This is a genomic window from Pseudomonas putida (assembly GCF_028682475.1).
Taxonomy (GTDB): Bacteria; Pseudomonadota; Gammaproteobacteria; order Pseudomonadales; family Pseudomonadaceae; genus Aquipseudomonas; species Aquipseudomonas putida_AG.
This window is the reverse complement of record NZ_JANHLE010000002.1, coordinates 101,845-126,847: the sequence shown is the minus strand read 5'-3', so window position 1 is coordinate 126,847 and position 25,003 is coordinate 101,845. Positions and strand designations below refer to the sequence as shown.

23 protein-coding genes are annotated in these 25,003 nt (G+C 62.0%); 18 read left to right on the top strand and 5 right to left on the bottom strand.

Features of this window, described 5'->3' with window-relative positions; genetic code table 11:
* Positions 1–213: 213 nt before the first annotated feature.
* Positions 214–1,770 (top strand): beta (1-6) glucans synthase, encoded by a 1,557-nt coding sequence (locus NPS47_RS02650; RefSeq protein WP_274293566.1) that lies wholly within the window; start codon positions 214–216, stop codon positions 1,768–1,770.
* Between the two features lie 90 nt (positions 1,771–1,860).
* Here the strand turns inward: NPS47_RS02650 and NPS47_RS02645 are convergent, their stop codons facing one another.
* Positions 1,861–2,223 (bottom strand): hypothetical protein, encoded by a 363-nt coding sequence (locus NPS47_RS02645; RefSeq protein WP_274293565.1) that lies wholly within the window; start codon positions 2,221–2,223, stop codon positions 1,861–1,863.
* A 242-nt stretch (positions 2,224–2,465) separates the two neighbouring features.
* Between NPS47_RS02645 and NPS47_RS02640 the strand changes: the two genes are divergently transcribed.
* Positions 2,466–3,764: a serine/threonine protein kinase gene (locus NPS47_RS02640; RefSeq protein ID WP_274293564.1), complete on the top strand. Its 1,299-nt coding sequence runs from the start codon at positions 2,466–2,468 to the stop codon at positions 3,762–3,764.
* On the top strand, positions 3,757–4,542 hold the full coding sequence (locus NPS47_RS02635) for an MlaA family lipoprotein (RefSeq protein WP_274293563.1): 786 nt from the start codon (positions 3,757–3,759) through the stop codon (positions 4,540–4,542). Before NPS47_RS02640 ends, NPS47_RS02635 begins: the two co-directional genes overlap by 8 nt.
* Before the next feature lie 100 nt (positions 4,543–4,642).
* On the opposite strand, the gene NPS47_RS02630 is transcribed toward NPS47_RS02635, so the two are convergent.
* Positions 4,643–5,788 (bottom strand): patatin-like phospholipase family protein, encoded by a 1,146-nt coding sequence (locus NPS47_RS02630; RefSeq protein ID WP_274293562.1) that lies wholly within the window; start codon positions 5,786–5,788, stop codon positions 4,643–4,645.
* Between the two features lie 100 nt (positions 5,789–5,888).
* Positions 5,889–6,821, bottom strand: a complete 933-nt coding sequence (locus NPS47_RS02625; RefSeq protein ID WP_038608235.1) for a lipid A biosynthesis lauroyl acyltransferase — start codon at positions 6,819–6,821, stop codon at positions 5,889–5,891.
* Between the two features lie 111 nt (positions 6,822–6,932).
* Here NPS47_RS02625 and minC point away from each other — a divergent pair, with 111 nt between their 5' ends.
* From minC to NPS47_RS02590, 7 genes are all read left to right on the top strand, one after another.
* Positions 6,933–7,691 (top strand): septum site-determining protein MinC, encoded by a 759-nt coding sequence (gene minC, locus NPS47_RS02620; protein ID WP_425313472.1) that lies wholly within the window; start codon positions 6,933–6,935, stop codon positions 7,689–7,691.
* Between the two features lie 98 nt (positions 7,692–7,789).
* Positions 7,790–8,602, top strand: coding sequence for a septum site-determining protein MinD (gene minD / locus NPS47_RS02615; protein ID WP_045195453.1), 813 nt, complete (start codon positions 7,790–7,792; stop codon positions 8,600–8,602).
* A gap of 3 nt (positions 8,603–8,605) precedes the next feature.
* Positions 8,606–8,860 carry a cell division topological specificity factor MinE gene (gene minE, locus NPS47_RS02610; RefSeq protein WP_010224188.1) on the top strand — a complete coding sequence of 85 codons (255 nt, stop codon included), beginning with the start codon at positions 8,606–8,608 and terminating at the stop codon, positions 8,858–8,860.
* Positions 8,861–8,989: 129 nt separating this feature from the next.
* Complete coding sequence (locus NPS47_RS02605) at positions 8,990–9,625, top strand: RluA family pseudouridine synthase (RefSeq protein ID WP_274293560.1); 636 nt, start codon at positions 8,990–8,992, stop codon at positions 9,623–9,625.
* 153 nt (positions 9,626–9,778) lie between these two features.
* Positions 9,779–11,068, top strand: coding sequence for a M18 family aminopeptidase (locus tag NPS47_RS02600; protein WP_274293559.1), 1,290 nt, complete (start codon positions 9,779–9,781; stop codon positions 11,066–11,068).
* 157 nt (positions 11,069–11,225) lie between these two features.
* Complete coding sequence (locus tag NPS47_RS02595) at positions 11,226–11,390, top strand: hypothetical protein (RefSeq protein ID WP_274293558.1); 165 nt, start codon at positions 11,226–11,228, stop codon at positions 11,388–11,390.
* Positions 11,391–11,438: 48 nt separating this feature from the next.
* Entirely contained in the window at positions 11,439–13,595 is a 2,157-nt protein-coding gene (locus NPS47_RS02590; protein WP_274293557.1) for a mechanosensitive ion channel family protein, read from the top strand.
* Here the strand turns inward: NPS47_RS02590 and phnR are convergent.
* Positions 13,592–14,305: a phosphonate utilization transcriptional regulator PhnR gene (gene phnR, locus NPS47_RS02585; RefSeq protein ID WP_274293556.1), complete on the bottom strand. Its 714-nt coding sequence runs from the start codon at positions 14,303–14,305 to the stop codon at positions 13,592–13,594. The genes NPS47_RS02590 and phnR overlap by 4 nt on opposite strands.
* A 292-nt stretch (positions 14,306–14,597) precedes the next feature.
* Here phnR and NPS47_RS02580 point away from each other — a divergent pair, with 292 nt between their 5' ends.
* The 7 genes from NPS47_RS02580 (at position 14,598) to NPS47_RS02550 (ending at position 21,704) form a co-directional block, all read left to right on the top strand.
* Positions 14,598–15,662, top strand: coding sequence for an ABC transporter substrate-binding protein (locus NPS47_RS02580; protein WP_274293555.1), 1,065 nt, complete (start codon positions 14,598–14,600; stop codon positions 15,660–15,662).
* A 98-nt stretch (positions 15,663–15,760) separates the two neighbouring features.
* Positions 15,761–16,567, top strand: a complete 807-nt coding sequence (locus NPS47_RS02575) for an alkaline phosphatase family protein (RefSeq protein ID WP_274293554.1) — start codon at positions 15,761–15,763, stop codon at positions 16,565–16,567.
* 5 nt (positions 16,568–16,572) lie between these two features.
* Positions 16,573–17,406, top strand: coding sequence for an ABC transporter permease (locus NPS47_RS02570; protein ID WP_274293716.1), 834 nt, complete (start codon positions 16,573–16,575; stop codon positions 17,404–17,406).
* Positions 17,393–18,190 carry an ABC transporter permease gene (locus NPS47_RS02565; protein ID WP_274293553.1) on the top strand — a complete coding sequence of 266 codons (798 nt, stop codon included), beginning with the start codon at positions 17,393–17,395 and terminating at the stop codon, positions 18,188–18,190. Before NPS47_RS02570 ends, NPS47_RS02565 begins: the two co-directional genes overlap by 14 nt.
* A gap of 1 nt (position 18,191) precedes the next feature.
* On the top strand, positions 18,192–19,181 hold the full coding sequence (locus NPS47_RS02560) for an ABC transporter ATP-binding protein (RefSeq protein WP_274293552.1): 990 nt from the start codon (positions 18,192–18,194) through the stop codon (positions 19,179–19,181).
* Positions 19,182–19,206: 25 nt separating this feature from the next.
* Positions 19,207–19,860, top strand: coding sequence for an HAD family hydrolase (locus NPS47_RS02555; RefSeq protein ID WP_274293551.1), 654 nt, complete (start codon positions 19,207–19,209; stop codon positions 19,858–19,860).
* Positions 19,861–20,279: 419 nt separating this feature from the next.
* Positions 20,280–21,704 (top strand): hypothetical protein, encoded by a 1,425-nt coding sequence (locus tag NPS47_RS02550; RefSeq protein ID WP_274293550.1) that lies wholly within the window; start codon positions 20,280–20,282, stop codon positions 21,702–21,704.
* Positions 21,705–21,776: 72 nt separating this feature from the next.
* Here NPS47_RS02550 and NPS47_RS02545 read toward each other — a convergent pair whose 3' ends face one another.
* The gene (locus tag NPS47_RS02545; protein WP_274293549.1) at positions 21,777–22,739 is read right to left on the bottom strand and encodes an NAD(P)H-quinone oxidoreductase; all 963 of its coding nucleotides are present in this window, start codon (positions 22,737–22,739) and stop codon (positions 21,777–21,779) included.
* 140 nt (positions 22,740–22,879) lie between these two features.
* On the opposite strand from NPS47_RS02545, the gene NPS47_RS02540 reads away from it, so the two are divergent.
* A complete protein-coding gene (locus tag NPS47_RS02540; RefSeq protein ID WP_274293548.1) occupies positions 22,880–24,967 on the top strand; it encodes a carboxy terminal-processing peptidase in 2,088 nt (695 codons plus the stop codon).
* The last annotated feature ends 36 nt before the right edge of the window (positions 24,968–25,003 follow it).

Here is a 25,003-nt window from a genome sequence, read left to right as displayed (position 1 = left end):
CTCGTCACGTCACGGAACCTGCATCATCAACCGCTGATGGCGGCTGACCTGCTCTGGCAACGACCTCCAGGCATCGACAAGCGACATCACATCGCCAGCCCGCTGTGCAGTTACATGAAGCAACATCCAACCCGGGTAACTTTGCCTGCCAAGGCTTTAGCCCGTGCCATTTGCAGGTACTATTGGCGGCTTTGCTCCCTGACGGCCCGATCCATGTCCCCGACTGCCCGCTTTCCCCTCCTGCCCTATCTGTTCGCCTGCCTGCTCGGCCTGTTTGCGCTGGGAGGGCTCTGGTACGGACTGGGCAAGCCGGTGGTCCTGCCCGATGCGGCCAGTGCCTCGCATAAGCTGCAGTGCGCGTCCTACACGCCGTTCGACAAGGACCAGTCGCCGTTCGACCAGCCGTTCCAGCTGCGCCCGGCGCGTATCGACGCCGACCTGGCCTTGCTGGCCCAGCGCTTCGAGTGCATCCGTACCTACTCGATGACCGGGCTCGAAATGATCCCGGAGCTGGCACGCAAACATGGGTTGAAGGTCATGCTCGGCGCCTGGATCAACGCCAACCCGGTGGACACGCAAAAAGAGGTCAAGGCCCTGATTGCCTCGGCCAATGCCAACCCTGACGTGGTCAAGGCGGTAATCGTCGGCAACGAGACCTTGTTGCGCAAAGAGGTCACCGGCCCGCAACTGGCGGCACTGATCAACCAGGTGAAAAGCCAGGTCAGCGTGCCGGTGACCTACGCCGATGTCTGGGAATTCTGGCTGCAGCACCCGGAAATCGCCCCGACCGTGGACTTTCTGACCATTCACCTGCTGCCTTACTGGGAAGATGATCCCAAGAGCATCGACGACGCCCTGGTGCATGTCGGCGAGATCCGCCAGGTGTTCGGCAACCGCTTTGCCCCCAAGGATATCGTCATCGGCGAAACCGGCTGGCCCAGCGAAGGGCGTCAGCGTGAGACCGCCCTGCCCAGCCGGGTCAACGAAGCACGCTTCATTCGCGGTTTCGTCGCCATGGCCGAGCAGCACGGCTGGCACTACAACCTGATCGAAGCCTTCGACCAGCCGTGGAAACGTGCCAGCGAGGGCGCGGTCGGTGGTTACTGGGGCTTGTACGACGCCGACCGTGCAGACAAAGGCATTCTTGAAGGCCCGGTCAGCAACCTGGTGTTCTGGCCGCAATGGTTGATTGCTTGTGGGCTGCTGTTTGTTGCCACCCTGGTGCTCGCCGGTCGTGTCCGTGGGACCCGCGCAGCCTTGCTGCTGCCACTGCTGGCCGCCCTGGGGACCGCGAGCCTGGGCCTGTGGGGTGAGCTGGTGCGGATCAACAGCCGCTTTGCCGGTGAGTGGATCTGGGCGGTACTGCTGGGCGGCTTGAACCTGATCGTGCTTGCCCATGCCGCCCTGGCGCTGGCGCAACGTGATGGCTGGCGTGAGCGGGTCTTCGCCTGGCTTGAAGCGCGGGCGGGCTGGTGGTTGCTGGCGGCGGGCTTTGCTGCCGCGGTGAGTATGCTGGCGCTGGTGTTCGATCCGCGTTATCGCAGCTTCCCGAGTGCCGCACTGGTGCTGCCTGCGGTGGTCTACCTGCTGCGTCCGGTACGCGGGCCACGGGCCGAGATCGGCCTGCTGGCCTTTATCGTCGGCGCCGGCATTGCCCCGCAACTGTTCCGCGAGGGCTTGAGCAACCAGCAGGCGCTGGTCTGGGCCGGGGTCAGTGTGCTGATGGTCGGAGCGTTGTGGCGTAGCCTGAGGGTTCGCGCTCAGGCGTAACCAATCGCCGGCAAGGCCGGCTCCCACTATGACACGGTGTATGCCAGACATGTGGGAGCCGGCCTTGCCGGCGATGGCAGCAGCACAGTTTCATTTCGAGCGCCGCACCAGGCGCAACCCGGCCAACACTACCGCAAACACCGCAATACTGGCGCTGTACAACACCAGCGCCGGAATCGCCAACACCAGCGCCAGCACCGCCACACGCCAGCCCGCCCGCGCTGGCAGCAACTGGGCCAGCAATGCCAGGCCCAGCGCGGTCCAGGCAATGACCCTGAAATGAATCATCAAACCCAGCACCGAACGCGCCTGGCACTGCCACACTTGTGCCTGTTCGGCGCAGACACCGACCCACTGAGCGTCTTCCATCAGGACATAGCGCACCCCATAACTGGCCGCCAGCCACAAGGGCAGGAACAGCAACAAGGTAATCAGCGGCAAACGGCGGGACATGGAACACTCCGGAATCTTCGAAATCGGCGCCCAGCATAAAGGCCCGGGCCGTCTATGCAAGGCAAAAGCGCCAGCCTCGACTACTTTGAACAGAAGATAAATGGAACCAATTGTTGCCGCGCTACCGGTGAAAACGGCAACATCAGGAACGATAAATGCCGGAGCGCCAGGCAACTTTGCCGGGGACACGATGGTCCTAGCCTGCGTAACGCACTTTGCTGCAGCTTTTTTGGGGATCCGTCATGCTTCGATTACTACGCCTCGCTGCCCTTCTGGGTGGCCTAATCCTGAGTGCGTCCGCTTCGGCGCAGGATATCGATGCCGCCAGTTACGGCTACCCGCTGACCAACCCGTTCGAGGCGACCATCGCCACGACGCCGCCGGATTTGCGTCCGGAGCTGCCCAGCGACGATGACATCAAGCAGTCCGACTACAGCCTGAGCATGCGCCCGGAGCGGGCCTTCACGCTCCCCGACAATTTCTGGGCGGTGAAGAAGCTCAAGTACCGTCTGGCCGAACAGGACCACCCGGCGCCGCTGATTTTCCTCATTGCCGGTACCGGCGCGCCCTACTCCAGCAGCATCAACGAATACCTCAAGAAGCTCTTCTACAAGGCGGGTTACCACGTAGTCCAGCTGTCTTCGCCGACCAGCTTCGACTTCATCACCTCGGCCTCACGTTTCGCCACCCCTGGCGTCAGCAGTGATGATGCCGAAGACCTGTACCGGGTCATGCAAGGCGTGCGCGCCCAGCACCCGCGCCTGCCGGTCACCGAGTACTACCTCAGCGGTTACAGCCTCGGCGCCCTGGATGCGGCGTTCGTCAGCCACCTGGACGAAACCCGGCGCAGCTTCAACTTCAAGCGCGTGCTGCTGCTCAACCCGCCGGTCAACCTCTACACCTCGATCACCAACCTCGACAAACTGGTGCAAACCGAGGTCAAGGGCGTCAACAGCAGCACCACCTTCTACGAGCTGGTGCTGAACAAGCTGACCCGCTACTTCCAGCAAAAAGGCTACATCGACCTCAACGATGCCCTGCTCTACGACTTCCAGCAGTCGCGCCAGCACCTGAGCAACGAGCAGATGGCCATGGTCATCGGCACCTCGTTCCGTTTCTCGGCCGCCGACATCGCCTTCACCTCCGACCTGGTCAACCGCCGCGGGCTGATTACTCCACCCAAGTTTCCGATCACCGAAAGCAGCAGCCTCACGCCGTTTTTCAAACGCGCGCTGCAGTGCGACTTCGATTGCTACATTACCGAGCAGGTGATTCCCATGTGGCGCGCCCGTACCGACGGTGGCAGTCTGCTGCAACTGGTTGACCAGGTCAGCCTGTATGCGCTCAAGGACTACCTGCAACACAGCCCGAAAATTGCCGTAATGCACAACGCCGACGATGTGATCCTCGGCCCCGGCGACATCGGCTTTCTGCGCAAGACTTTTGGTGATCGCTTGACCCTTTACCCCCACGGCGGCCATTGCGGCAACCTCAACTACCGCGTCAACAGCGACGCCATGCTGGAGTTCTTCCGTGGTTAAACGCCTACTGATTGCTACCGCACTGCTTGCCAGCGGACTGGCCCAGGCCGATGAAACGGCGCCGCGCGCCAGTGTCGTCGAAGCCGATGGCTTCACCCAGCCACTCAAGGAATTGAAGTTCAATCCAGGGTTGAACCAGCGTGAGTTCGAGCGCTCGACCCTGGCGGCGCTGAACGTCTACGACCCCCTGGAGTCGGTGAACCGGCGGATCTACCACTTCAACTACCGCTTTGACCAATGGGTGTTCCTGCCGGTGGTTGATGGCTACCGCTATATCACCCCGCGCTTTGTCCGTAGCGGCGTGAGCAACTTCTTCAGCAACCTGGGCGATGTTCCCAACCTGCTCAACAGCCTGTTGCAGTTCAAGGGCCAGCGTTCGATGGAAATCACCGCGCGCCTGCTGCTCAACACCACAATTGGTGTCGCCGGCCTGTGGGACCCGGCAAGCAAAATGGGCCTGCCGCACCAGAGCGAAGACTTCGGCCAGACCCTGGGCTTCTATGGCGTGCCGGACGGCCCGTACCTGATGCTGCCGATTCTTGGCCCTTCGAACCTGCGCGACACCGGTGGGTTGGCGGTGGACTTCGTCGCCGAGGACCAGATCAACTTCCTCAACGTTGCCGAAGTCAGCCGCAATCATCCGGAAGTGGTGGTGCTGCGGGCGGTCGACAAGCGATACACCACCCGTTTCCGCTACGGTCAGCTGAACTCGCCGTTCGAATACGAGAAGGTCCGCTACGTCTACACCGAAGCGCGCAAGCTGCAGATCGCCGAGTAACCCCCTACTGTAGGAGCGGGCTTGCCCCGCGATTTCGGGGGGCCAGTCACTTGGCATCGCGGGGCAAGCCCGCTCCCACAGCCAGCCTGCACCCACCCGGCTACAAGCCGAGGAAGTTGCACAACTCCCGACGCTTGGCCAGAGCATCGCGCCGCCCCAGCTCGATCAGCTCGCTGCAGTAACCGGCTTCGAACAGCAGGTAGCTGAGCACCCCGGCACCGCTGGTTTTGGTCGCACCCGGGCCGCGCAGGAACAAACGCAAGGCTGCGGGCAGCTCGCGGCGATGGCGGGCAGCGATTTCATCCAGCGGCTGGCTCGGCGCAACCACCAGCACCTCCACCGGCGTCAGGCCCAGGCGCCGACGCTCCAGGTGCTCGGGCATCAGGTGACTGAGGTGGTTGAGGCGCTGCAACAACTCGATGTCATCTTCAAGGCTGTCAATGAAGGTGCTGTTGAGCATATGACCACCGATCTGCGCCAGGCTCGGCTGCTGGCCACTGAAGATGCGCGCCCGCAGTTCGCCCTCGACCGGACGCTGCGGGTTACCACTGACGCCGACCACCAGCACACGGCTGGCCCCCAGGTGCAAGGCCGGACTGATCGGTGCCGACTGACGCACCGCGCCGTCGCCGAAGTACTCCTCGCCCAGCTTGACCGGCGCGAACAGCAGCGGAATGGCGGAACTGGCCAGCAAATGCTCGACACTCAGACGGGTGGGCAAACCGATGCGGCGGTGGCGCAACCAGGGGTCGATAGCGCCGCGGCCCTGAAAGAAGGTCACCGCCTGGCCGGATTCATAACCGAACGCGGTCACCGCCACTGCGTGCAGGTGCTGCTGTTCGAGGGCATGGCCGATACCGCTCATGTCCAGGTGCTGGCTGAGCAGCTGGCGCAGCGGTGAGCTGTCGAGCAAGGCCACCGGTACCGGCGCACCGAGGCCGAGCAGGCTGTGACCAACGAAGCGGCTGGCCTGGCGGATGACTCCGGGCCAGTCGCTGCGCAGCACCTGATGACTGCGAAAACCCTGCCAGAAGCTGGTCAGACGACGAATCGAATCGGCAAAGTGCATCGCACCGCTGGCCAGGGTCACGGCGTTGATGGCCCCCGCGGAAGTACCGACGATCACCGGAAACGGATTGGCCGCACCCGGCGGCAGCAGGTCGGCAATCCCGGCCAGCACACCAACCTGGTAGGCGGCGCGGGCGCCACCGCCGGAGAGGATCAATCCTGTGATCGGTGCTGACATACTGCCTTCCTGGGAGATGGTGGTGAATTCATCGCGGGGCAAGCCCGCTCCCACCAGGTTCACCTGAGCCTGGTGGGAGCGGGCTTGCCCCGCGATAGCCTCAACGCCGCTTTTTGTAGAGCTTCGGCGCCCCCGGCGGACGCGACTTGAAGCGCCGATGCGCCCACAGGTACTGCTCCGGACACTCGCGCAAGGCCACTTCAATCCATTGGTTGATGCGCAGGCAATCGGCCTCTTCGGTCTCGCCCGGGAAATCTTCCAGCGGCGGATGAATCACCAGCCGATAGCCGCTGCCGTCCGCCAGGCGCTGCTGGGTGAAAGGAATCACCCGCGCCTTGCCCAGCCGGGCAAACTTGGTGGTCGCGGTGACGGTAGCGGCCTGGATGCCGAACAGCGGCACGAACAGGCTCTGCTTGGCGCCGTAGTCCTGATCCGGTGCATACCAGATCGCACGCCCGGCCCGCAGCAGCTTGAGCATGCCGCGCACGTCCTCGCGCTCGATGGCCAGCGAGTCGAGGTTGTGCCGCTCGCGACCGCGGCGCTGAATGTAGTCGAACACCGGGTTGCCGTGCTCACGGTACATACCGTCGATGGTATGTTCCTGACCGAGCAGGGCCGCGCCCACTTCCAGGGTAGTGAAGTGCAAGGCCATAAGGATGGCACCCTGGCCATCACGCTGAGCGGCTTGCAGATGTTCCAGGCCTTCGATGTGCGCCAGGCGCGCCAAACGGGCCTTTGGCCACCACCAACTCATGGCCATTTCGAAGAAGGCGATGCCGGTGGAAGCGAAATTTTCCTTGAGCAGGCGCTTGCGTTCGACGGACGGTAGCTCCGGGAAGCACAATTCCAGGTTGCGCGCCGCAATATAGCGGCGTTCACCGGCCACCCGGTACATCAAGGCCCCGAGCACACGGCCGATCACCAGCAATACCCGGTACGGCAGCTGCACGATCAGCCACAACAGCCCCAGGCCCAGCCACAGCGGCCAGAAGCGCGGGTGCAGAAAGTAACGACGAAAACGCGGGCGATCCATTCAAGATTCCGGAAAGACAATGGCCGGGCATTCTACAACGGTTCGGCACGGGTTGCGGCTAACCGGCGTTCTCGTTATAAGTCTGGGCACTTTTTCGTAACAAGCCGCCCTATGCAGACCATGAGCCAAACCCAAACGCCAGACCAAGACCCTGTGTTCCAGCTCAAGGGCAGCATGCTCGCCATTACCGTGCTCGAGCTCGCCCGGAACAACCTCGAAGGCCTCGACCGGCAGTTGGCGGCCAAGGTTGCCCAGGCACCGAATTTCTTCAGCAACACGCCGCTGGTACTGGCCCTGGACAAACTGCCTGCCGGTGAAGGGCCGATCGATCTGCCCGGGCTGATGCGCGTCTGCCGCCATCACGGCCTGCGCACCCTGGCCATTCGCGCCAGCCGCATCGAAGACATCGCCGCGGCCATCGCCATCGACCTGCCGGTGCTGCCACCGTCCGGCGCGCGCGAGCGGCCGGTCGAACCCGAACCCGAGGTGAAGAAGCCAGAACCGCCACCAGCCCCGGTTCCGCCACCGGAACCGGCGATCAGACCGACCAAGATTATCACTACGCCAGTACGCGGTGGCCAGCAGATCTATGCCCAGGGTGGCGATCTGGTAGTGGTGTCGTCGGTCAGCCCGGGCGCGGAACTTCTCGCCGATGGCAACATCCATGTGTACGGTGCAATGCGCGGGCGGGCGCTGGCCGGGATCAAGGGCAATACCCGGGCACGCATTTTCTGCCAGCAGCTGACTGCCGAAATGGTCTCGATCGCCGGCCAGTACAAGGTCTCCGAAGACCTGCGCCGTGATCCGTTGTGGGGTACCGGGGTGCAGATCAGCCTGTCTGGTGACGTGTTGAACATCACCCGTCTTTAACGGATACTTGCCGCCATTTTCTGCGCAACTTTTTTCGATGTTGCCGTTTTTTGTATTTTCTGGGACTCAACGTCCTTTTTCTTTAGGGGTGAAACACCTTGGCCAAGATTCTCGTGGTTACATCCGGCAAGGGTGGTGTGGGTAAGACCACCACCAGCGCCGCTATTGGTACCGGCCTCGCACTGCGCGGTCACAAGACGGTCATCGTCGACTTCGACGTCGGCCTGCGTAACCTCGACCTGATCATGGGCTGCGAACGCCGCGTGGTGTATGACTTCGTCAACGTGGTCAACGGCGAAGCCAACCTGCAGCAGGCACTGATCAAGGACAAACGCCTTGAGAACCTCTACGTGCTGGCCGCCAGCCAGACCCGTGACAAGGACGCGCTGACCCAGGAAGGCGTGGAAAAGGTCCTGATGCAGCTCAAGGAAGACTTCGAATACGTGGTCTGCGACTCCCCGGCCGGTATCGAGAAAGGTGCCCACCTGGCGATGTACTTCGCCGACGAGGCCATCGTCGTGACCAACCCGGAAGTCTCCTCGGTACGTGACTCGGACCGCATGCTCGGCCTGCTGGCAAGCAAATCGCGCCGCGCCGAACGCAACGAAGACCCGATCAAAGAGCACCTGCTGATCACCCGCTACCATCCAGAGCGCGTGAGCCAGGGCGAAATGCTTGGCGTCGAAGACGTCAAGGAAATCCTCTCGGTCGCCCTGCTGGGCGTGATCCCGGAATCCCAGGCGGTGCTCAAGGCATCCAACCAGGGTGTACCGGTGATTCTCGACGACCAGAGCGATGCCGGTCAGGCCTACAGCGATACCGTCGATCGCCTGTTGGGCAAAAATGTGGAACATCGGTTCCTTGATGTGAAGAAGAAGGGATTCTTCGAGCGCCTGTTTGGAGGCAACTAACCAATGAACCTTTTTGACTTCTTTCGTGCCAGCAAAAAAGTAAGCACCGCCTCGGTCGCGAAAGAGCGTCTACAGATCATCGTGGCGCACGAGCGCGGTCAGCGCAGTACTCCGGACTACCTGCCAGCCCTGCAGAAGGAACTGGTGGAGGTGATCCGCAAGTACGTCAACATCGGCTCCGATGATGTGCAGGTCGCTCTGGAAAACCAGGGCAGCTGCTCGATCCTGGAACTCAACATCACCCTGCCCGATCGTTGATCGGCGCCTACGGGTAACCTGCCACGGCGTGTGGGAGCGGGCTTGCCCCGCGATAGCGATTTGTCTGTCATATCGCATCGCGGGGCAAGCCCGCTCCCACACGCCGTTGGCGTTTGCAGAGAACACGCAATGCCGCTGTCCAATGTTCACGTCCTCTATGAGGATGACGCGATCCTGGTGATCAACAAACCGACCCTGCTGCTGTCAGTGCCCGGTCGCGCCGACGACAACAAGGACTGCCTGATCACCCGCCTGCAGGAAAACGGCTATCCCGATGCCCTGATCGTCCATCGCCTGGACTGGGAAACCTCGGGGATCATCCTGCTGGCCCGCAATGCCGACAGTCACCGCGAGCTGTCCCGGCAGTTCCATGACCGTGAAACCGAGAAGGCCTACACCGCCCTGTGCTGGGGGCAGCCGGCACTCGACAGCGGCAGCATCGACCTGCCCCTACGCTACGATCCGCCGACCAAGCCGCGTCATGTCGTCGACCACGAGCAGGGCAAGCATGCCCTGACCTTCTGGCGCATTGTGGAACGCTGCGGCGATCACTGCCGGGTGGAGTTGACGCCGATTACCGGGCGCTCGCACCAGCTGCGCGTGCATATGTTGTCGATTGGCCATCCGTTGCTCGGTGACCGCTTGTATGCCTACCCTGAAGCCCTCGCCGCCCATGAGCGCCTGTGCCTGCATGCGAGCATGCTCAGCTTCACGCACCCGGTAACCGGTGAGCGGCTGCGCTTTGAGTGCCCGGCGCCGTTCTGAGACACCGCGTTGCCGCCATCGCCGGCAAGGCCGGCTCCCACAATGACCTCTGCTGTCCGAGAACCTGTGGGAGCCGGCCTTGCCGGCGATGGGGTCCGCACAAATCCCCCGCCAAGTACGCTAAACTCGCGCCACTGCTGTCTGGAGTGACCTATGCGCGATGCACTGAACCAAGGCCTGATCGACTTTCTCAAGGCTTCCCCCACGCCGTTCCACGCTACCGCTGCCCTGGCCCAACGCCTAGAAGCTGCCGGTTACCAGCGCCTGGACGAGCGCGACAGCTGGGCCACCGTGGCCGGCGGCCGCTATTACCTGACCCGCAACGACTCCTCGATCATCGCTTTCAAGCTCGGCCGCCATTCGCCGCTGCTCGACGGCATCCGCCTGGTCGGCGCGCATACCGACAGCCCGTGCCTGCGGGTCAAGCCGCAACCGGAACTGCAGCGCCAGGGTTTCTGGCAACTGGGTGTGGAAGTCTACGGCGGCGCCCTGCTCGCCCCGTGGTTCGACCGTGACCTGTCGCTGGCCGGGCGGGTGACCTTCCGCCGTGACGGCAAGGTCGAAAGCCAGCTGATCGACTTCAAGCTGCCTATCGCGGTCATCCCCAACCTGGCGATTCATCTCAACCGCACCGCCAACGAAGGCTGGGCGATCAACCCGCAGACCGAACTGCCACCGATCCTGGCCCAGGTCGCCGGTGACGAGCGTGTCGACTTCCGTGCCCTGCTCACCGACCAACTGGCGCGCGAGCATGACCTGAACGCCGACGTGGTGCTGGACTACGAGCTGAGCTTCTACGATACCCAAAGCGCCGCGGTGATCGGCCTTAACGGTGAGTTCATCGCTGGCGCGCGCCTGGACAACCTGCTGTCCTGCTATGCCGGTCTGCAGGCCTTGCTCAACGCCGACAGCGAAGAAACCTGCGTACTGGTGTGCAACGACCACGAAGAAGTCGGCTCCTGCTCAGCCTGTGGCGCCGATGGCCCGATGCTCGAACAGACCCTGCGCCGCCTGATGCCCGAGGGTGACGACTTTGTCCGCGTTATCCAGCGCTCGCTGCTGGTTTCGGCGGACAACGCCCATGGCGTGCACCCCAACTATGCCGACAAGCATGACGCCAACCATGGGCCCAAGCTCAATGCCGGCCCGGTGATCAAGGTCAACAACAACCAGCGCTACGCCACCAACAGCGAAACCGCCGGGTTCTTCCGCCACCTGTGCATGGCCGAGGAAGTGCCGGTGCAAAGCTTCGTGGTGCGCAGCGACATGGGTTGCGGCTCGACCATCGGCCCGATCACTGCCAGCCACCTGGGCGTGCGTACGGTGGACATCGGCCTGCCGACCTTCGCCATGCACTCAATTCGCGAGCTGTGTGGCAGCCACGACCTGGCACATCTGGTCAAGGTGCTGATGGCGTTTTATCGCAGTCGCGATCTGCCCTGAAAAACATCGCGGGACAAGCCCGCTCCCACAGGGATCATCACCACCTGTGGGAGCGGGCTTGCCCCGCGATGAGCCCCTCTACTGACCTCAATCACACTCCCTCCAAGCCATACCCGCTATGCTTGCAGCATAAATTCGAACCCAAGGACCTTGCCGCATGTCAGCTTTCCAATCCCTGTTCCTTCCGGTCATCGCCGGCCTGATCCTGCTGACCGTTGGTTTCAGCATGCGCGAGCGCAACATCGGCGTATTCATGATGTGGATCGGCACCCTCGGCATGATCGGCATCATGTGCTGGAAGATCCTCGAGAAACTCAACTGACAAATACACTACACTCGGGCGATTGATCGTTTTGAGGTTGATTGTCCGGTGCCCGCTTTTTTCCGCGTTCTAGCTATATTCCTGGCGTTATTCATCCTGGCCCCGGCCCACGCTGCCGGCCTGCCGAGCCTGCTTGGCGGCAGTAAAGCCCAGCCCGAGGCCAGCGAGCCGCTGGCCCAGTCGCTGGATGAAGTCATCAAGAGCCTGGAGAACGATCAGCAACGCAGCAAGCTGCTGGCCGATCTGAAGAAGCTGCGCGACAGCACCAAACAGGCGCAACCGGCTGCTGAGCAAGGCGTCCTGGGCCTGATCGGCAGCACGTTCGCCGAGCTGGAAAAACAGTTCAGTGGCGACGCCAGCCCCCTCACCCGCTGGACCCGCGAACTTGAACTGGCGCAGATCGAACTCGACGCCCGCCTGGTGCCGCTCAAGGAATGGCCACCGATCCTCTTCGGGTTTGCCGCGATCATTGCCCTCTGGAGCTTGCTGGCCTACGCCTTGAACTGGGTCAGCCATCAGGTGCGCCTGCGCTTTGGCCTCACCGAAGAACTGCCGCAACATCCACGCACCTGGGACCTGGTGCGCTTTGCCTTGCGTAAACTCGGGCCATGGCTGGTGGCGCTGGTCATCACCGTGTACTTCAGCTTTGCCCTGCCCTCGTCCCTGGGCAAGTCGATGGCCATGGTGCTGGCCTATGCGCTGGTGGTGGGTACCTGCTTCTCGGCGATCTGCGTCATCGCCTTCTCCCTGCTCGACGGCCCGCATCGCCATCGTGCCCTGCATATCCTTCGCCACCAGGCCTTTCGCCCGCTGTGGCTGATCGGCAGTTTCGCCGCCTTTGGCGAGGCGATGAATGATCCGCGCATGGCCGGCGCCCTCGGCGATCACCTGGCGCATACCCTGGCGACCCTGGCCAACATCCTCGCGGCGCTGTCCACCGGGCTGTTCATCCTGCGTTTTCGCCGCCCCATCGCCCACCTGATCCGCAATCAGCCGCTGTCGCGGCGCCTGACCCGACGGGCCCTGAGCGACACCATCGAAATCCTCGGGACCTTCTGGTACCTGCCAGCCCTGGTGCTGGTGGCGATCTCGCTGTTTGCCACCTTCATTTCCGCCGGTGATACCAGCACGGCCTTGCGCCAGTCGCTGATGTGCACGGTGCTGTTGATCCTGTGCATGGTCATCAACGGCCTGGTGCGCCGCCACGGCCTCAAGCCGCAACGCGCCAACCGCCGCCATGCCGTGTATGGCGAACGCCTGCGCAACTTCGCCTACACCCTGGTGCACATGGCGATCTGGCTGGTGTTCATTGAACTGGGCCTGCGGGTCTGGGGCTTTTCTCTGGTCGGCTTTGCCGAAGGCGAAGGCCATGAGGTGGCGGTGCGCCTGCTCGGCCTGGGCGGTACCCTGATCGCCGCGTGGCTGGTATGGATTCTCGCCGACACTGCCGTGCACCATGCCTTGACCCGCTCGCGCAAAGGTGCGGCCAACACCCGCGCGCAAACCATGATGCCGCTGATCCGCAACGTGCTGTTCGTGGCGATTTTCATCATTGCGGTGATCGTCGCCCTGGCCAACATGGGCATGAACGTCACCCCGCTGCTGGCCGGTGCCGGTGTGATCGGCCTGGCCATCGGCTTCGGTGCCCAGTCATTGGTCGCCGACCTGATCACCGGCTTGTTCATCATCATCGAAGACTCGCTGGCGATTGACGACTATGTCGATGTCGGCGGCCACCTCGGCACCGTCGAAGGCCTGACCATCCGCACCGTGCGCCTGCGCGATATCGACGGCATCGTCCACACCATCCCGTTCAGCGAGATCAAGAGCATCAAGAACTACTCCCGCGAATTCGGCTACGCGATCTTTCGCGTGGCGATTCCGCACAGCATGAACATCGACCAGGCCATCAGCCTGATTCGCGATGTCGGCCAGAAGCTGCGCAACGACCCGTTGATGCGCCGCAACATCTGGTCGCCGCTGGAGTTCCAAGGCGTGGAGAGTTTCGAATCGGGCTCGGCGGTCCTGCGTGCACGTTTCAAGACGGCGCCGATCAAGCAATGGGAAGTGTCGCGGGCCTTCAACCTGGCGCTCAAGCGTCAGCTCGATGAGGCCGGGCTGGATCTGGCCACCCCGCGCCTGAGCGTGCAGGTGATCACCAGCGATGCCAGCACGCCATTCAACGAAACCACCAGCAAGGGCTAACCGGCTTCGGCCTTGATGCGGATCGCATCGTGCCGCCAGTACTCAAGATCACAGTCGATCAGCCTGCCCTGCTGATCGCTGTTGATCCGGGTGATGTGCAGGCCCGGGCTGCCGGCTGAAACCTTGAGCGCCAAGGCCGCCGCCACGGGCAGTGCGGTGGGCAGAATCTCGAAACGCACCCTGCCGTATTCGATGCCGTAGTGGCGAGCATAGAGCTCGGTCAGCGACTGACTGAGGTCGTGCTCAAGAATGCCCGGAAAATGCTCGGGGTTCAGGTAATGCTCGGCATACAGCACCGCACGGCCGTCAATCCGCCGCAGGCGGCAGATCTGGATCACGCTCGACAGCGGCGACAACTGCAGTCGTGCGCATACTGCCGCGGCCGCCGGTAACAAACGCGCCGACAACAGTTCCGTATGCGCCTCGCGCCCCTGTTCGCGGACCATCGCATGAAAGTGGCTGCGTTCGATCAGGTCGTAAGTCAGCCGTTCGGGCGCGACAAACCAGCCGCGCCGCTCCTCGCGGTAAATCAGCCCGCGTGCCTCCAGCTGCACCAGCGCCTCGCGCAACGTGATGCGCGTGGTATCGAACACCTCGCTGAGCTTGCGCTCGGCCGGCAGCTTGCAGCCGGGCGAGAGAAGGCCATGCTCGATCTGCTCCTGCAGGGCATGACAGATAGCTGTTACTGCGCGCGGCGGCAGTGGCTGCATCGAAGGTTACCTATCTGGACTAGTCCAGCACCGGCAGCGCACACAATGGGCGCCTTCAGGGCTATGAGATTAGTGCAAGCCTAGGCAAAGCAGATGAATCTCAGATGACAGCCAGGGTGGTCTACGCTTGATTTTCAGGGGTGCAAGCCCTGACCGGGAGCGGCGCTGGACATCAAATTGTCATGCAACAGGCCTACCTTGGCTCGGGTATTGCTGACCTAGACCAACCGAATCGCAACAACGTCCCACATCACCATTCGCGTTTTGCAAGGCACCCACCAAGGAGCTTCGGATGAAACAGCTTTTTCTGGCATCACTGCTTGGCTCGACCATCGCCCTGTGCACCTCTGCCATGGCCGCCGACACCGACCTCAAGGCCCTCGAAGACGCCGCCCGCAAGGAAGGCGCAGTCAATAGCGTAGGCATGCCCGATGCGTGGGCCAACTGGAAGGGCACCTGGGAAGACCTGGCGCAGAAATACGGCCTCAAGCACATGGACACCGACATGAGCTCGGCCCAGGAAGTGGCCAAGTTCGATGCCGAAAAAGACAACGCCAGCGCCGACATCGGCGACGTCGGTGCCGCCTTCGGCCCGATTGCGGTGGCCAAGGGCGTGACCCAGGCCTACAAGCCCAGCACCTGGGAGCAGATTCCGGCATGGGCCAAGGACCAAGACGGGCACTGGGCACTGGCCTATACCGGCAGCATCGCTTTTATCATCAACAAGCAAGTGGTGAAGGAAGCTGACATGCCCAAAAAATGGGCAGACCTGAAAAATGGCAAGTACAAGGTGGCCATCGGTGACGTGAGCACCGCAGCCCAAGCGGCCAACGGCGTGCTGGCTGCTGCCATCGCCAATGGCGGCAGCGAGAAGAACATCGAGCCGGGCCTGGCGCTGTTCGCTGACCTCGCCAAGCAAAAACGCCTGTCCCTGGCCAACCCGACGATCCAGACCCTGGAAAAGGGTGAAGTGGAAGTTGGCGTAGTCTGGGACTTCAACGGTCTGAGCTATCGCCAGCAGATCGACCCGAATCGTTTCGAAGTGCTGATCCCGTCTGACGGTTCGGTGATCTCCGGCTATACCACCATCATCAACAAATACGCCAAGAACCCCAATGCCGCCAAGCTGACCCGTGAGTACATCTTCAGCGATGCCGGGCAGATCAACCTGGCTGAAGGTCATGCCCGGCCGATTCGTGCCGAGCACCTGACCTTGCCGGCGGAGGTACAGGCCAAACTGTTGCCCAACGAGCAATACAAGGCGGTGCAGCCGATCAAGGATGCGGCGGCATGGGAAGCGACCTCCAAGGCACTGCCGCAGAAGTGGCAGGAGCAAGTGATCATCGAGATGGAGTGATCCTTGATCGCGGGGCAAGCCCGCTCCCACCGGGGCATTACATTCCGGTGGGAGCGGGCTTGCCCCGCGATAAGGCCACCACCTACTGCGGAGAAACCATGAACAACAACGTCATCCTGGTCGTGCTCGATGGTCTCAACCATCAGGTCGCGCACCACGCCATGGGCCACCTGCATGCCTATGTCGAGGCCGACCGCGCAGCCCTGTACCGCCTGGAATGCGAACTGCCGGCCCTGTCGCGCCCGCTGTACGAGTGCATCCTCACCGGCGTGCCGCCCATCGACAGCGGTATCGTGCACAACAACGTCACCCGCCTGTCCAACCAGCGCAGCATCTTCCACTACGCCCGTGAAGCCGGGCTGGGCACTGCGGCGGCGGCCTATCACTGGGTCAGCGAGCTGTACAACCGCTCGCCGTTCGACCCGCTGCGTGACCGTCACACCCACGCGCCCAAGCTGCCGATCCAGCATGGCTTGTTCTACTACGCCGACCATTACCCGGATTCGCACCTGTTCGCCGATGCCGAGTACCTGCGCCGCCGCCATGCACCGAACTTCCTCCTGGTGCATCCGATGAACATCGACGACGCCGGCCACCGCCATGGCCTGGACAGCAGCCAGTACCGCAACAGCGCGCGCAGTGCCGACATTCTCCTGGCCGACTACCTGCAAACCTGGCTGCAAGAGGGTTATCAGGTACTGGTAACCGCTGACCATGGCATGAACAACGACCGCTCGCACAACGGCCTGCTGGCCGAGGAACGCGAGGTGCCACTGTTCGTGTTTGGCGATGCCTTCAGCCTCGATCCCGCCGCCAAGCCGCTGCAAACCGAACTGTGCGGGACGATCTGTGAACTGCTGGGCGTGCCCCACGACAAACCGGTGTGCCGGGAGCTGCTCAAGTGAATTCGATCAAACGCAGCAAGTGGCTGGCATCGCTGTTCCTGCTGCCGTTTGCGCTGTTTTTCATCATTTTCCAGATCGCCCCGCTGGCTTGGGTGGCGATCCACAGCCTGCAGGCCGAAAGCGGCTGGGGCCTGGCCAATTTCAGCAAAGTATTCCAGTCCAGGTTCTACCGCCAGGCGATCCAGCACAGCCTGGAAATCAGTTTCTGGTCTAGTGTGTTCGGCCTGCTCATCGCCATTCTCGGCAGCTATTCGCTGCGCAAGGTCGACTCGCGCCTGCGCGACTTCGTCAACGCCTTCGCCAACATGACCAGCAACTTCGCCGGCGTGCCGCTGGCCTTCGCTTTCATCATCCTGCTCGGTTTCAACGGCGCGCTGACCATGCTGCTGAAACAAGCCGGGATCATCGAGGACTTCAACCTCTATTCGAAGACCGGGTTGATCATCCTCTATACCTACTTCCAGATTCCGCTGGGTGTCCTGCTGCTCTACCCGGCCTTCGACGCCCTGCGTGAAGACTGGCGCGAATCGGCGGAACTGCTCGGCGCCAACGCCTGGCAATACTGGTGGAACATCGGCCTGCCGGTGATGACACCGGCGCTGCTAGGCACCTTCGTGATCCTGCTGGCCAACGCCCTCGGTGCCTACGCCACGGTCTATGCCTTGACCACCGGCAACTTCAACGTCCTGCCGATCCGTATCGCAGCCCTGGTGGCCGGGGATATTTCCCTGGACCCGAACCTGGCCAGCGCCCTGGCAATGATCCTGGTCGGGCTGATGACGCTGGTGACCGTCGTCCATCAATGGCTGTTGAAGAGGAGCTACCATGTCGCGCGCTGAACCGGGCACGACCCGCCTCTACCATCGCCTGATGGTCTATTTGCTGTTCATCATCCTGTTGCTGCCGCTGGCTGGCACCCTGCTCTATTCCCTGGCCACCAGCTGGTCGGCAAGCCTGTTGCCCAGCGGTCTGACCTTCAAGTGGTACGTGGCACTGTGGAGCGACCCGCGCTTTCTGGCGGCCTTCGGCCAGTCGCTGCTGGTCTGCGTCGGTGCGCTGCTGCTGTCGGTGCTGCTGATCCTGCCGTTGCTGTTCGTGGTCCACTACCACTTCCCGCGGCTCGACGCGTTGATGAACATTCTCATCCTGCTGCCCTTCGCCGTACCACCGGTGGTGTCTTCGGTGGGCTTGCTGCAGCTATACGGCTCCGGGCCGATGGCCATGGTCGGCACGCCTTGGATCCTGATCGGCTGTTACTTCACCGTAGCCTTGCCGTTCATGTACCGGGCGATCACCAACAACCTGCAAGCAATCAACCTGCGCGACCTGATGGACGCCGCCCAACTGCTCGGCGCCAGCACCTTCCAGGCGGCGTTCCTGGTGGTGCTGCCGAACCTGCGCAAGGGCCTGCTGGTGGCCTTGCTGCTGTCGTTCTCGTTCCTGTTTGGCGAGTTCGTCTTCGCCAACCTGCTGGTCGGCACCCGCTACGAGACCCTGCAGGTGTACCTGAACAACATGCGCAACAGCAGTGGTCACTTCAACAGTGCGCTGGTGATTTCCTATTTCCTCTTCGTGCTGGTGCTGACCTGGGCAGCCAACCGCCTGAACAAGGACAAGTCCTGATATGAGTTTTGTCAGCGTACAGAATCTGCAAAAAAGCTATGGCGCAAGCCCGGTGTTCACCGACATCAACTGCCAGATCCAGCGTGGCGAGTTTGTCACCTTGCTCGGCCCCTCCGGCTGCGGCAAATCCACCCTTCTGCGCTGCATTGCCGGGCTGACCGCGGTCGACAGCGGCAAGATTCTCCTCGACGGCAACGACCTGGTACCCCTGAGCCCGCAAAAACGCGGGATCGGCATGGTGTTCCAGAGCTACGCCTTGTTTCCCAACATGACCGTGGAGCAGAACGTCGCCTTTGGCCTGCGCATGCAAAAGGTCAATGCCGACGACAGCCGCAGCCGTGTCCGTGAGGTGTTGCAACTGGTCGAGTTGCAGGACTTCGCCAGCCGTTATCCGCACCAGCTGTCCGGCGGCCAGTGCCAGCGTGTGGCCCTGGCTCGCTCGCTGGTCACCCGCCCACGCCTGCTGCTGCTCGATGAGCCACTGTCGGCGCTGGATGCGCGGATTCGCAAGCACCTGCGCGAACAGATCCGCCAGATCCAGCGCGAACTGGGCCTGACCACCATTTTCGTCACCCATGACCAGGAAGAGGCGCTGACGATGTCAGACCGGATTTTCCTGATGAACCAGGGCCGCATCGTCCAGAGCGGCGATGCCGAAACCCTCTACACCGCGCCGGTGGACGTGTTCGCCGCAGGCTTTATCGGCAACTACAACCTGCTCGACGCCGCCAGCGCCAGCCGCCTGCTGCAGCGCCCGGTGAAAAGCCGCCTGGCGATCCGCCCGGAAGCCATCGCCCTGAGCCTCAGCGGTGAGCTGGAAGGTCAGGTACGCAGCCACAGCCTGCTGGGCAACGTGATCCGCTACCGCATCGAAGCCCGCGGGGTAGAATTGTTGGTCGATGTACTCAACCGCTCGTCCGCCGACCTGCACCCGGACGGCCAGCGGGTATCCTTGTCGATCGATCCCACCGCCCTCTGCGAAGTCGCCTGAGGGTTGCACAGGAGTATTTCCGAACATGGCACTAGCGATTTTCGATCTGGATGAAACCCTGATCCACGGCGATTGCGCCTCGCTGTGGAGCGAACAGATGGTCCGCCTTGGCTGGGTCGATGGCGAATCCTTCCTGCGGCGCGACAAGGAGCTGATGGATGCCTACGGCCGCGGGCACCTGGCCATGGAGGATTACATGGCCTTCAGTCTGGAGCCATTGATCGGGCGTACACCGGCTGAAGTCGGTCATCTGGTGGGGCCGTGGGTAGAAGACTTCATCGAGCCGATCATCTTCAGCGATGCAACCCACACCATCGCCGCCCATCGCAAGGCGGGTGACCGGATCCTGGTGATCTCCGCCTCCGGCACCCACTTGGTCGCGCCGATTGCCGAACGCTTGGGCATCGATGAGATTCTCGGCATCGAGCTGGAGGTGGTGAACGGTGTTTACACCGGCAAGACCGTCGGCACCCTTACCTACCGCGAGGGCAAGATCACCCGCTTGCTGGAATGGCTGGATCAGGAAGAAGAGAACCTGGAAGGCGCGAGTTTCTATTCCGACTCGCGTAATGACCTGCCGCTGTTACTGAAGGTGGATTACCCGCATGTGGTCAATCCGGATCCGGTGTTGCGTGAGCAGGCCGAGAAGGCTGGGTGGCCGATTCATACCTGGAGCTGAAGAAGCCGATCCCCGCTATCCATCGCGGTGCAAGCCCGCTTGCACCGATCCCTGTCACGACTCAGCGATGATCTTTCACACCCGCTGAACGATACTGGGGTAATTCAATAATCCCTACCGCGCCGCAGACAAAGCGATGCGGCACTCTCTGCTGACTGCTCGGGTCAGCCACGACATGTCGGCGTGCCGACCAACGCTAGCAAGCCCCGTTTAAAACCTATCATTTTTGCCAGTTGTGGACCTGCTCGCACAAAGCGTCCAATGCCCTCGTTCACCTATCGGAAGGCGCACGACGGGGAGCTTCAAGTGATCGGGTGGGCACCAGCCCTGTGTCCTGCCGCTCCAAAAACCACCGCTGAGCAAGAGCTCGACGGCCAGGTGATCGCCGATTACTTCGTTGAACCACTAAGAAGCTGAGCATGACAACCAAGCCACTGAACTCATTAAAAATCATGGGCGCCCGCTGGACGTACGGCGCCTTCTTCCCCTTTGGGAAATCGCGGCTGCTGGTGGCGCTCGATGCGAACAATGGCCCTCTGGACGCCCAATGGCAATATGCAGGCGATGAGAGCTGGAGCGCCCCCAGCTCGACCTGGCGTGATACCGATCCGAGCCGACAGTTGCACGTAAAAGCCAACGATGAGCTGGTCATCCTCAATGTACCGAACCTGATCGGCTCCTCATCGGCCCTTACAGGGAAACTGCCCGCCTTCGTGGCCCTGCGCGACAGTGGGGATATCATCGGCTGGGGCAACCCAGATTATGGTGGGAGCATCCCAAACGGCATCGGCAGCATGAAAGACATCAAGGAGGTCTTTTGCACAGGAATCGCCTTCGCCGCACTTACACACAGTAATCAACTGGTGTCCTGGAGCAGTGATAATAGTTGGCAGGTGCTAATGCCGCGCCCCTTTGGGCTGGTACATGCCAACGGTTATGCCTTTGCCGCGATCAACGACAAGAATTCAGTATCAGCTTGGGGGAGTCGCGTGCCAGAGGCCATCGGTGGGCTGAGCGACGTTCAATCTCTGGTAGGCAACTATAGAGCTTTCGCGGCACTCCGCCAGAGTGGGCACGTGGTTGCCTGGGGCGAGCCAACGGAAGGTGGTAGGGTCCCCGACAATATCGCTGCATTGTCCGACATCCAGGAGGTGTCGGCCACCGCCACTGCCTTCGCTGCCAGACGCGGCAACGGCACGGTGGTCGCCTGGGGCGAAGAATTCCGCGGGGGCTTGGTGCCCGAAGACATCGCTGCCTTGACCGATATCGTGGAACTGAGCTGCAGTTGCTACGACGGGGTCTTCACGGCTCGTCGCGCCACCGGCCATGTGGTCGCCTGGGGCGTTTCCGAGTACATCGGAGAGATGAAAACGATCATAGGTGAATCCACCGACATCATCTCTATGGTCTCCACCGCTTCTTCGTTTGCCGCGCTAAGCAGCACTGGCAAAGTCGTGGCCTGGGGAAGCCCTGATCAACCCTCCAGCACCGTGCCTGATGATATTTCCACTCTCGACGACATCGTGCAGATCGCCAGCTCGAACGGTGCGTTCGCCGTCCTGCGCAAGACCGGCAAGGTGAGGGCCTGGGGCCATCATAGGACCGGTGGTGTCGTACCGGAGGACGTAGTCGGCAAACTCACCAATGTAGTCGCCCTCTATTCCAACAGCTATAACTTCGCTGCCCTGACCGCCGACAGCAGGGTAGTCACCTGGGGAGATCCTGACGGCGGCGGGGACAGCTCGCCAGTAGATGACGAGCTCCAGTACAAGGTGTCGTACTACGCTGAACCGTTAGCACAGAGTAATGCGCTGCACTCACAGGATCGGAAGGCCCTGAGTTAAGCGCGCAAAGCCAACCGGAGCCAGGTCGATACCTGGCTCCGTCACCCATCGTATCGCCTGGCCTCAGAAGCCTTACACCAGGCTCTCGTCAATCACCAACACCAGCTTGCCCGACACCTGGTTGCTGGCAAGCTCGGCAAACGCTGCCTCGGCATCCTTGATCGCAAAGGCCTTGGCCAGTTGCGGCTTGAGCCGGCCCTCAGTGAACAACGGCCACACCTGCTGCCCCAGATCGCTGAGCAGATCAGCCTTGAACTGATCATCCCGGGTACGCAGGGTCGAACCCAGCACCTGTACACGCTTGAGCAACAGCTGCGCCAGGTCCAGCTCGGCCTTGCGCCCGCCCATCAGGCCGATGATCACCCAGCGTCCGTCACGGGCCAGCAGCTTGAGGTTGAGCTCGGCATAGTTGGCGCCGACCGGATCGAGGATCACATCGAACGGGCCGAAATCATTCAGGCCGTTGAGGTCTTCGCCACGCACCACGCCCCCGGTGGCGCCCAGGCTTTCGCAGTAGGCCAGGCGCTCAGCCGAGCCGACACTGACCCAGCACGGGCTGCCAAACGCCTTGCACAGCTGAATCGCCGCCGAACCCACGCCACTGGCACCGGCATGCAGCAAAACCTTCTCGCCCGGCTTGAGCGCGGCCAGCTGAAACACGTTGAGCCAGGCCGTGGCGTACACCTCGGGGATCGCCGCAGCCTCCTGCAGGCTCAGGCCTTCCGGCACCGGCAACACATGACGGGCATCAACCACCACCTCTTCGGCCATACCGCCACCGGCCAGCAGCGCACACACCCGGTCACCGACCTGCCAGGAGGAGCCAGCACCCACTTCACTGATCACCCCGGAGCACTCCAGGCCCAGAAACTCGCTGGCTCCCGGCGGCGGCGGATAGAGCCCGGCTCGCTGCAGCAGATCGGCACGATTGAGGCCGGCAGCAGCCACGCGAATTCGTACTTGACCGATATCGCAAGCTGGACTTGTCGTCGCAACCCACTCCACATGTCCGTCAACGCCTTGCAATGCCTTCACAGTGCCTCCATAGTTGTGTCATGACTGAGCCCGGGTGCTGTAGCCCCGGGCTTTTTGCATTATGCGTCCGGTTTTCATGGAACCGGCGAATTCAAAGACGGCCTAATATGCGTGATCAATTGTCCCTACGTCGAATCAGCATGAAGCATTTTTTGCCAAGCACCACCCTTGCACTGTTGATCGGTCTGGGCAGTCTGCCGTTGGCGGGCAATGCATGGGCTGCCAACAGCTGGGATAAACTCCAGCCCGATCGCGACGAAGTGGTCGCCAGCCTCAACGTGGTCGAGCTGCTCAAGCGCCACCACTACAGCAAGCCGCCGCTCAACGATGCGCGCTCGGTGATCATCTACGACAGCTACCTCAAGCTGCTCGATCCGGCCCGCAGCTATTTCCTCGCCAGTGACGTCGCCGAGTTCGACAAGTGGAAGACCCAGTTCGACGATTTCCTCAAAAGCGGCAATCTCGATCCCGGTTTCACCATCTACAAGCGTTATCTGGACCGGGTCAAATCGCGTCTGGACTTCGCCCTGGCCGAGCTGAACAAGGGCGTCGACAACTTCGACTTCACCACCAAAGAGACTTTGCTGGTCGACCGTAAGGACGCGCCGTGGATCAAGACCCAGGCCGAACTCGACGACCTCTGGCGCAAACGCGTCAAGGATGAAGTCCTGCGCCTGAAAATCGCCGGCAAAGAGTCCAAGGCGATCCAGGAGCTGCTGACCAAGCGCTACAAGAACCAGCTCACCCGTCTGGACCAGACCCGCGCCGAAGACATCTTCCAGACCTATATCAACACCTTTGCCCAGTCCTACGACCCGCATACCAACTACCTGTCGCCGGACAACGCGGAAAACTTCGATATCAACATGAGCCTGTCGCTCGAAGGTATCGGTGCCGTGCTGCAAAGCGACAACGATCAGGTCAAGATCGTCCGCCTGGTCCCGGCCGGCCCTGCCGCCAAGACCAAGCAAGTGGCCCCGGCCGACAAGATCATCGGCGTCGCCCAGGGCGACAAGGAAATGGTCGACGTGATCGGCTGGCGCCTGGACGAAGTGGTCAAGCTGATCCGCGGGCCGAAAGGTTCGGTGGTGCGCCTGGAAGTGATCCCGGCGAGCAACGCCCCGAACGACCAGACCAGCAGGATCGTGCCGATCACCCGCGAGGCGGTAAAGCTTGAAGAGCAGGCGGCGAAAAAGTCGGTGCTCAAGCTCAAGCAGGATGGCCGTGACTACAAGCTCGGCATCATCGAGATTCCGGCCTTCTACCTGGACTTCAAGGCCTTCCGTGCCGGCGATCCGGAGTACAAGAGCACCACCCGTGACGTGAAAAAGCTGCTCACCGAACTGCAGAAGGAAAAAGTCGACGGCGTGGTCATCGACCTGCGCAACAACGGCGGCGGTTCCCTGCAGGAAGCCACTGAACTGACCAGCCTGTTCATCGACAAGGGCCCGACCGTACTGGTGCGTAACGCCGACGGTCGTGTCGACGTGCTCGAAGACGAAAACCCCGGCGCCTTCTACAAAGGCCCGCTGGCGCTGGTGGTCAACCGCCTGTCAGCCTCGGCTTCGGAAATTTTTGCCGGCGCCATGCAGGACTACCACCGCGCGCTGATCCTCGGTGGCCAGACCTTCGGCAAAGGCACCGTGCAGACCATCCAGCCGCTCAACCATGGCGAACTGAAGCTGACCCTGGCCAAGTTCTACCGGGTTTCCGGGCAGAGCACCCAGCATCAGGGCGTGCTCCCGGATATCGACTACCCGTCGATTATCGACACCAAGGAAATTGGTGAAAGCGCCCTGCCCGAAGCCATGCCGTGGGACACCATCCGCCCGGCGATCAGGCCTGCGCTCGATCCGTTCAAACCGTACCTGGCCCAGCTCAAGGCGCGCCACGACGCCCGCACCGCCAAGGATCCGGAGTTCGTCTACATCCGCGACCGCCTGGCGCTGACCCAGAAGCTGATGAACGAGAAAACCGTCAGCCTCAACGAAGTCGAACGCCGTGCCCAGCATGCCGATATCGAAAGCAAGCAACTGGCCCTGGAAAACACCCGACGCAAGGCCAAGGGCGAAGAACCGCTCAAGGAACTGAAGAAGGAAGACGAAGACGCACTGCCGGCCGAGCCGGACGATACCAAACCGGAAGACGACGCCTACCTGTCGGAGTCCGGGCGGATCCTGCTCGACTACCTGGGGCTGAATTCGGCAGTCGCAAAGAACAACCCGTAAAAAGGTGATGGCAAAATAATGTGACTGTGCCGCTAT

Bases quoted from the DNA above. Each gene is read 5' to 3' on its own strand.
- NPS47_RS02650 (WP_274293566.1), top strand. From the start codon at position 214: ATGTCCCCGACTGCCCGCTTTCCCCTCCTGCCCTATCTGTTCGCCTGC.
- NPS47_RS02645 (WP_274293565.1), bottom strand. From the start codon at position 2,223: ATGTCCCGCCGTTTGCCGCTGATTACCTTGTTGCTGTTCCTGCCCTTG.
- NPS47_RS02640 (WP_274293564.1), top strand. From the start codon at position 2,466: ATGCTTCGATTACTACGCCTCGCTGCCCTTCTGGGTGGCCTAATCCTG.
- NPS47_RS02630 (WP_274293562.1), bottom strand. From the start codon at position 5,788: ATGTCAGCACCGATCACAGGATTGATCCTCTCCGGCGGTGGCGCCCGC.
- NPS47_RS02625 (WP_038608235.1), bottom strand. From the start codon at position 6,821: ATGGATCGCCCGCGTTTTCGTCGTTACTTTCTGCACCCGCGCTTCTGG.
- minC (WP_425313472.1), top strand. From the start codon at position 6,933: ATGCAGACCATGAGCCAAACCCAAACGCCAGACCAAGACCCTGTGTTC.
- minE (WP_010224188.1), top strand. From the start codon at position 8,606: ATGAACCTTTTTGACTTCTTTCGTGCCAGCAAAAAAGTAAGCACCGCC.
- NPS47_RS02605 (WP_274293560.1), top strand. From the start codon at position 8,990: ATGCCGCTGTCCAATGTTCACGTCCTCTATGAGGATGACGCGATCCTG.
- NPS47_RS02600 (WP_274293559.1), top strand. From the start codon at position 9,779: ATGCGCGATGCACTGAACCAAGGCCTGATCGACTTTCTCAAGGCTTCC.
- NPS47_RS02595 (WP_274293558.1), top strand. From the start codon at position 11,226: ATGTCAGCTTTCCAATCCCTGTTCCTTCCGGTCATCGCCGGCCTGATC.
- phnR (WP_274293556.1), bottom strand. From the start codon at position 14,305: ATGCAGCCACTGCCGCCGCGCGCAGTAACAGCTATCTGTCATGCCCTG.
- NPS47_RS02580 (WP_274293555.1), top strand. From the start codon at position 14,598: ATGAAACAGCTTTTTCTGGCATCACTGCTTGGCTCGACCATCGCCCTG.
- NPS47_RS02575 (WP_274293554.1), top strand. From the start codon at position 15,761: ATGAACAACAACGTCATCCTGGTCGTGCTCGATGGTCTCAACCATCAG.
- NPS47_RS02565 (WP_274293553.1), top strand. From the start codon at position 17,393: ATGTCGCGCGCTGAACCGGGCACGACCCGCCTCTACCATCGCCTGATG.
- NPS47_RS02560 (WP_274293552.1), top strand. From the start codon at position 18,192: ATGAGTTTTGTCAGCGTACAGAATCTGCAAAAAAGCTATGGCGCAAGC.
- NPS47_RS02555 (WP_274293551.1), top strand. From the start codon at position 19,207: ATGGCACTAGCGATTTTCGATCTGGATGAAACCCTGATCCACGGCGAT.
- NPS47_RS02550 (WP_274293550.1), top strand. From the start codon at position 20,280: ATGACAACCAAGCCACTGAACTCATTAAAAATCATGGGCGCCCGCTGG.
- NPS47_RS02540 (WP_274293548.1), top strand. From the start codon at position 22,880: ATGAAGCATTTTTTGCCAAGCACCACCCTTGCACTGTTGATCGGTCTG.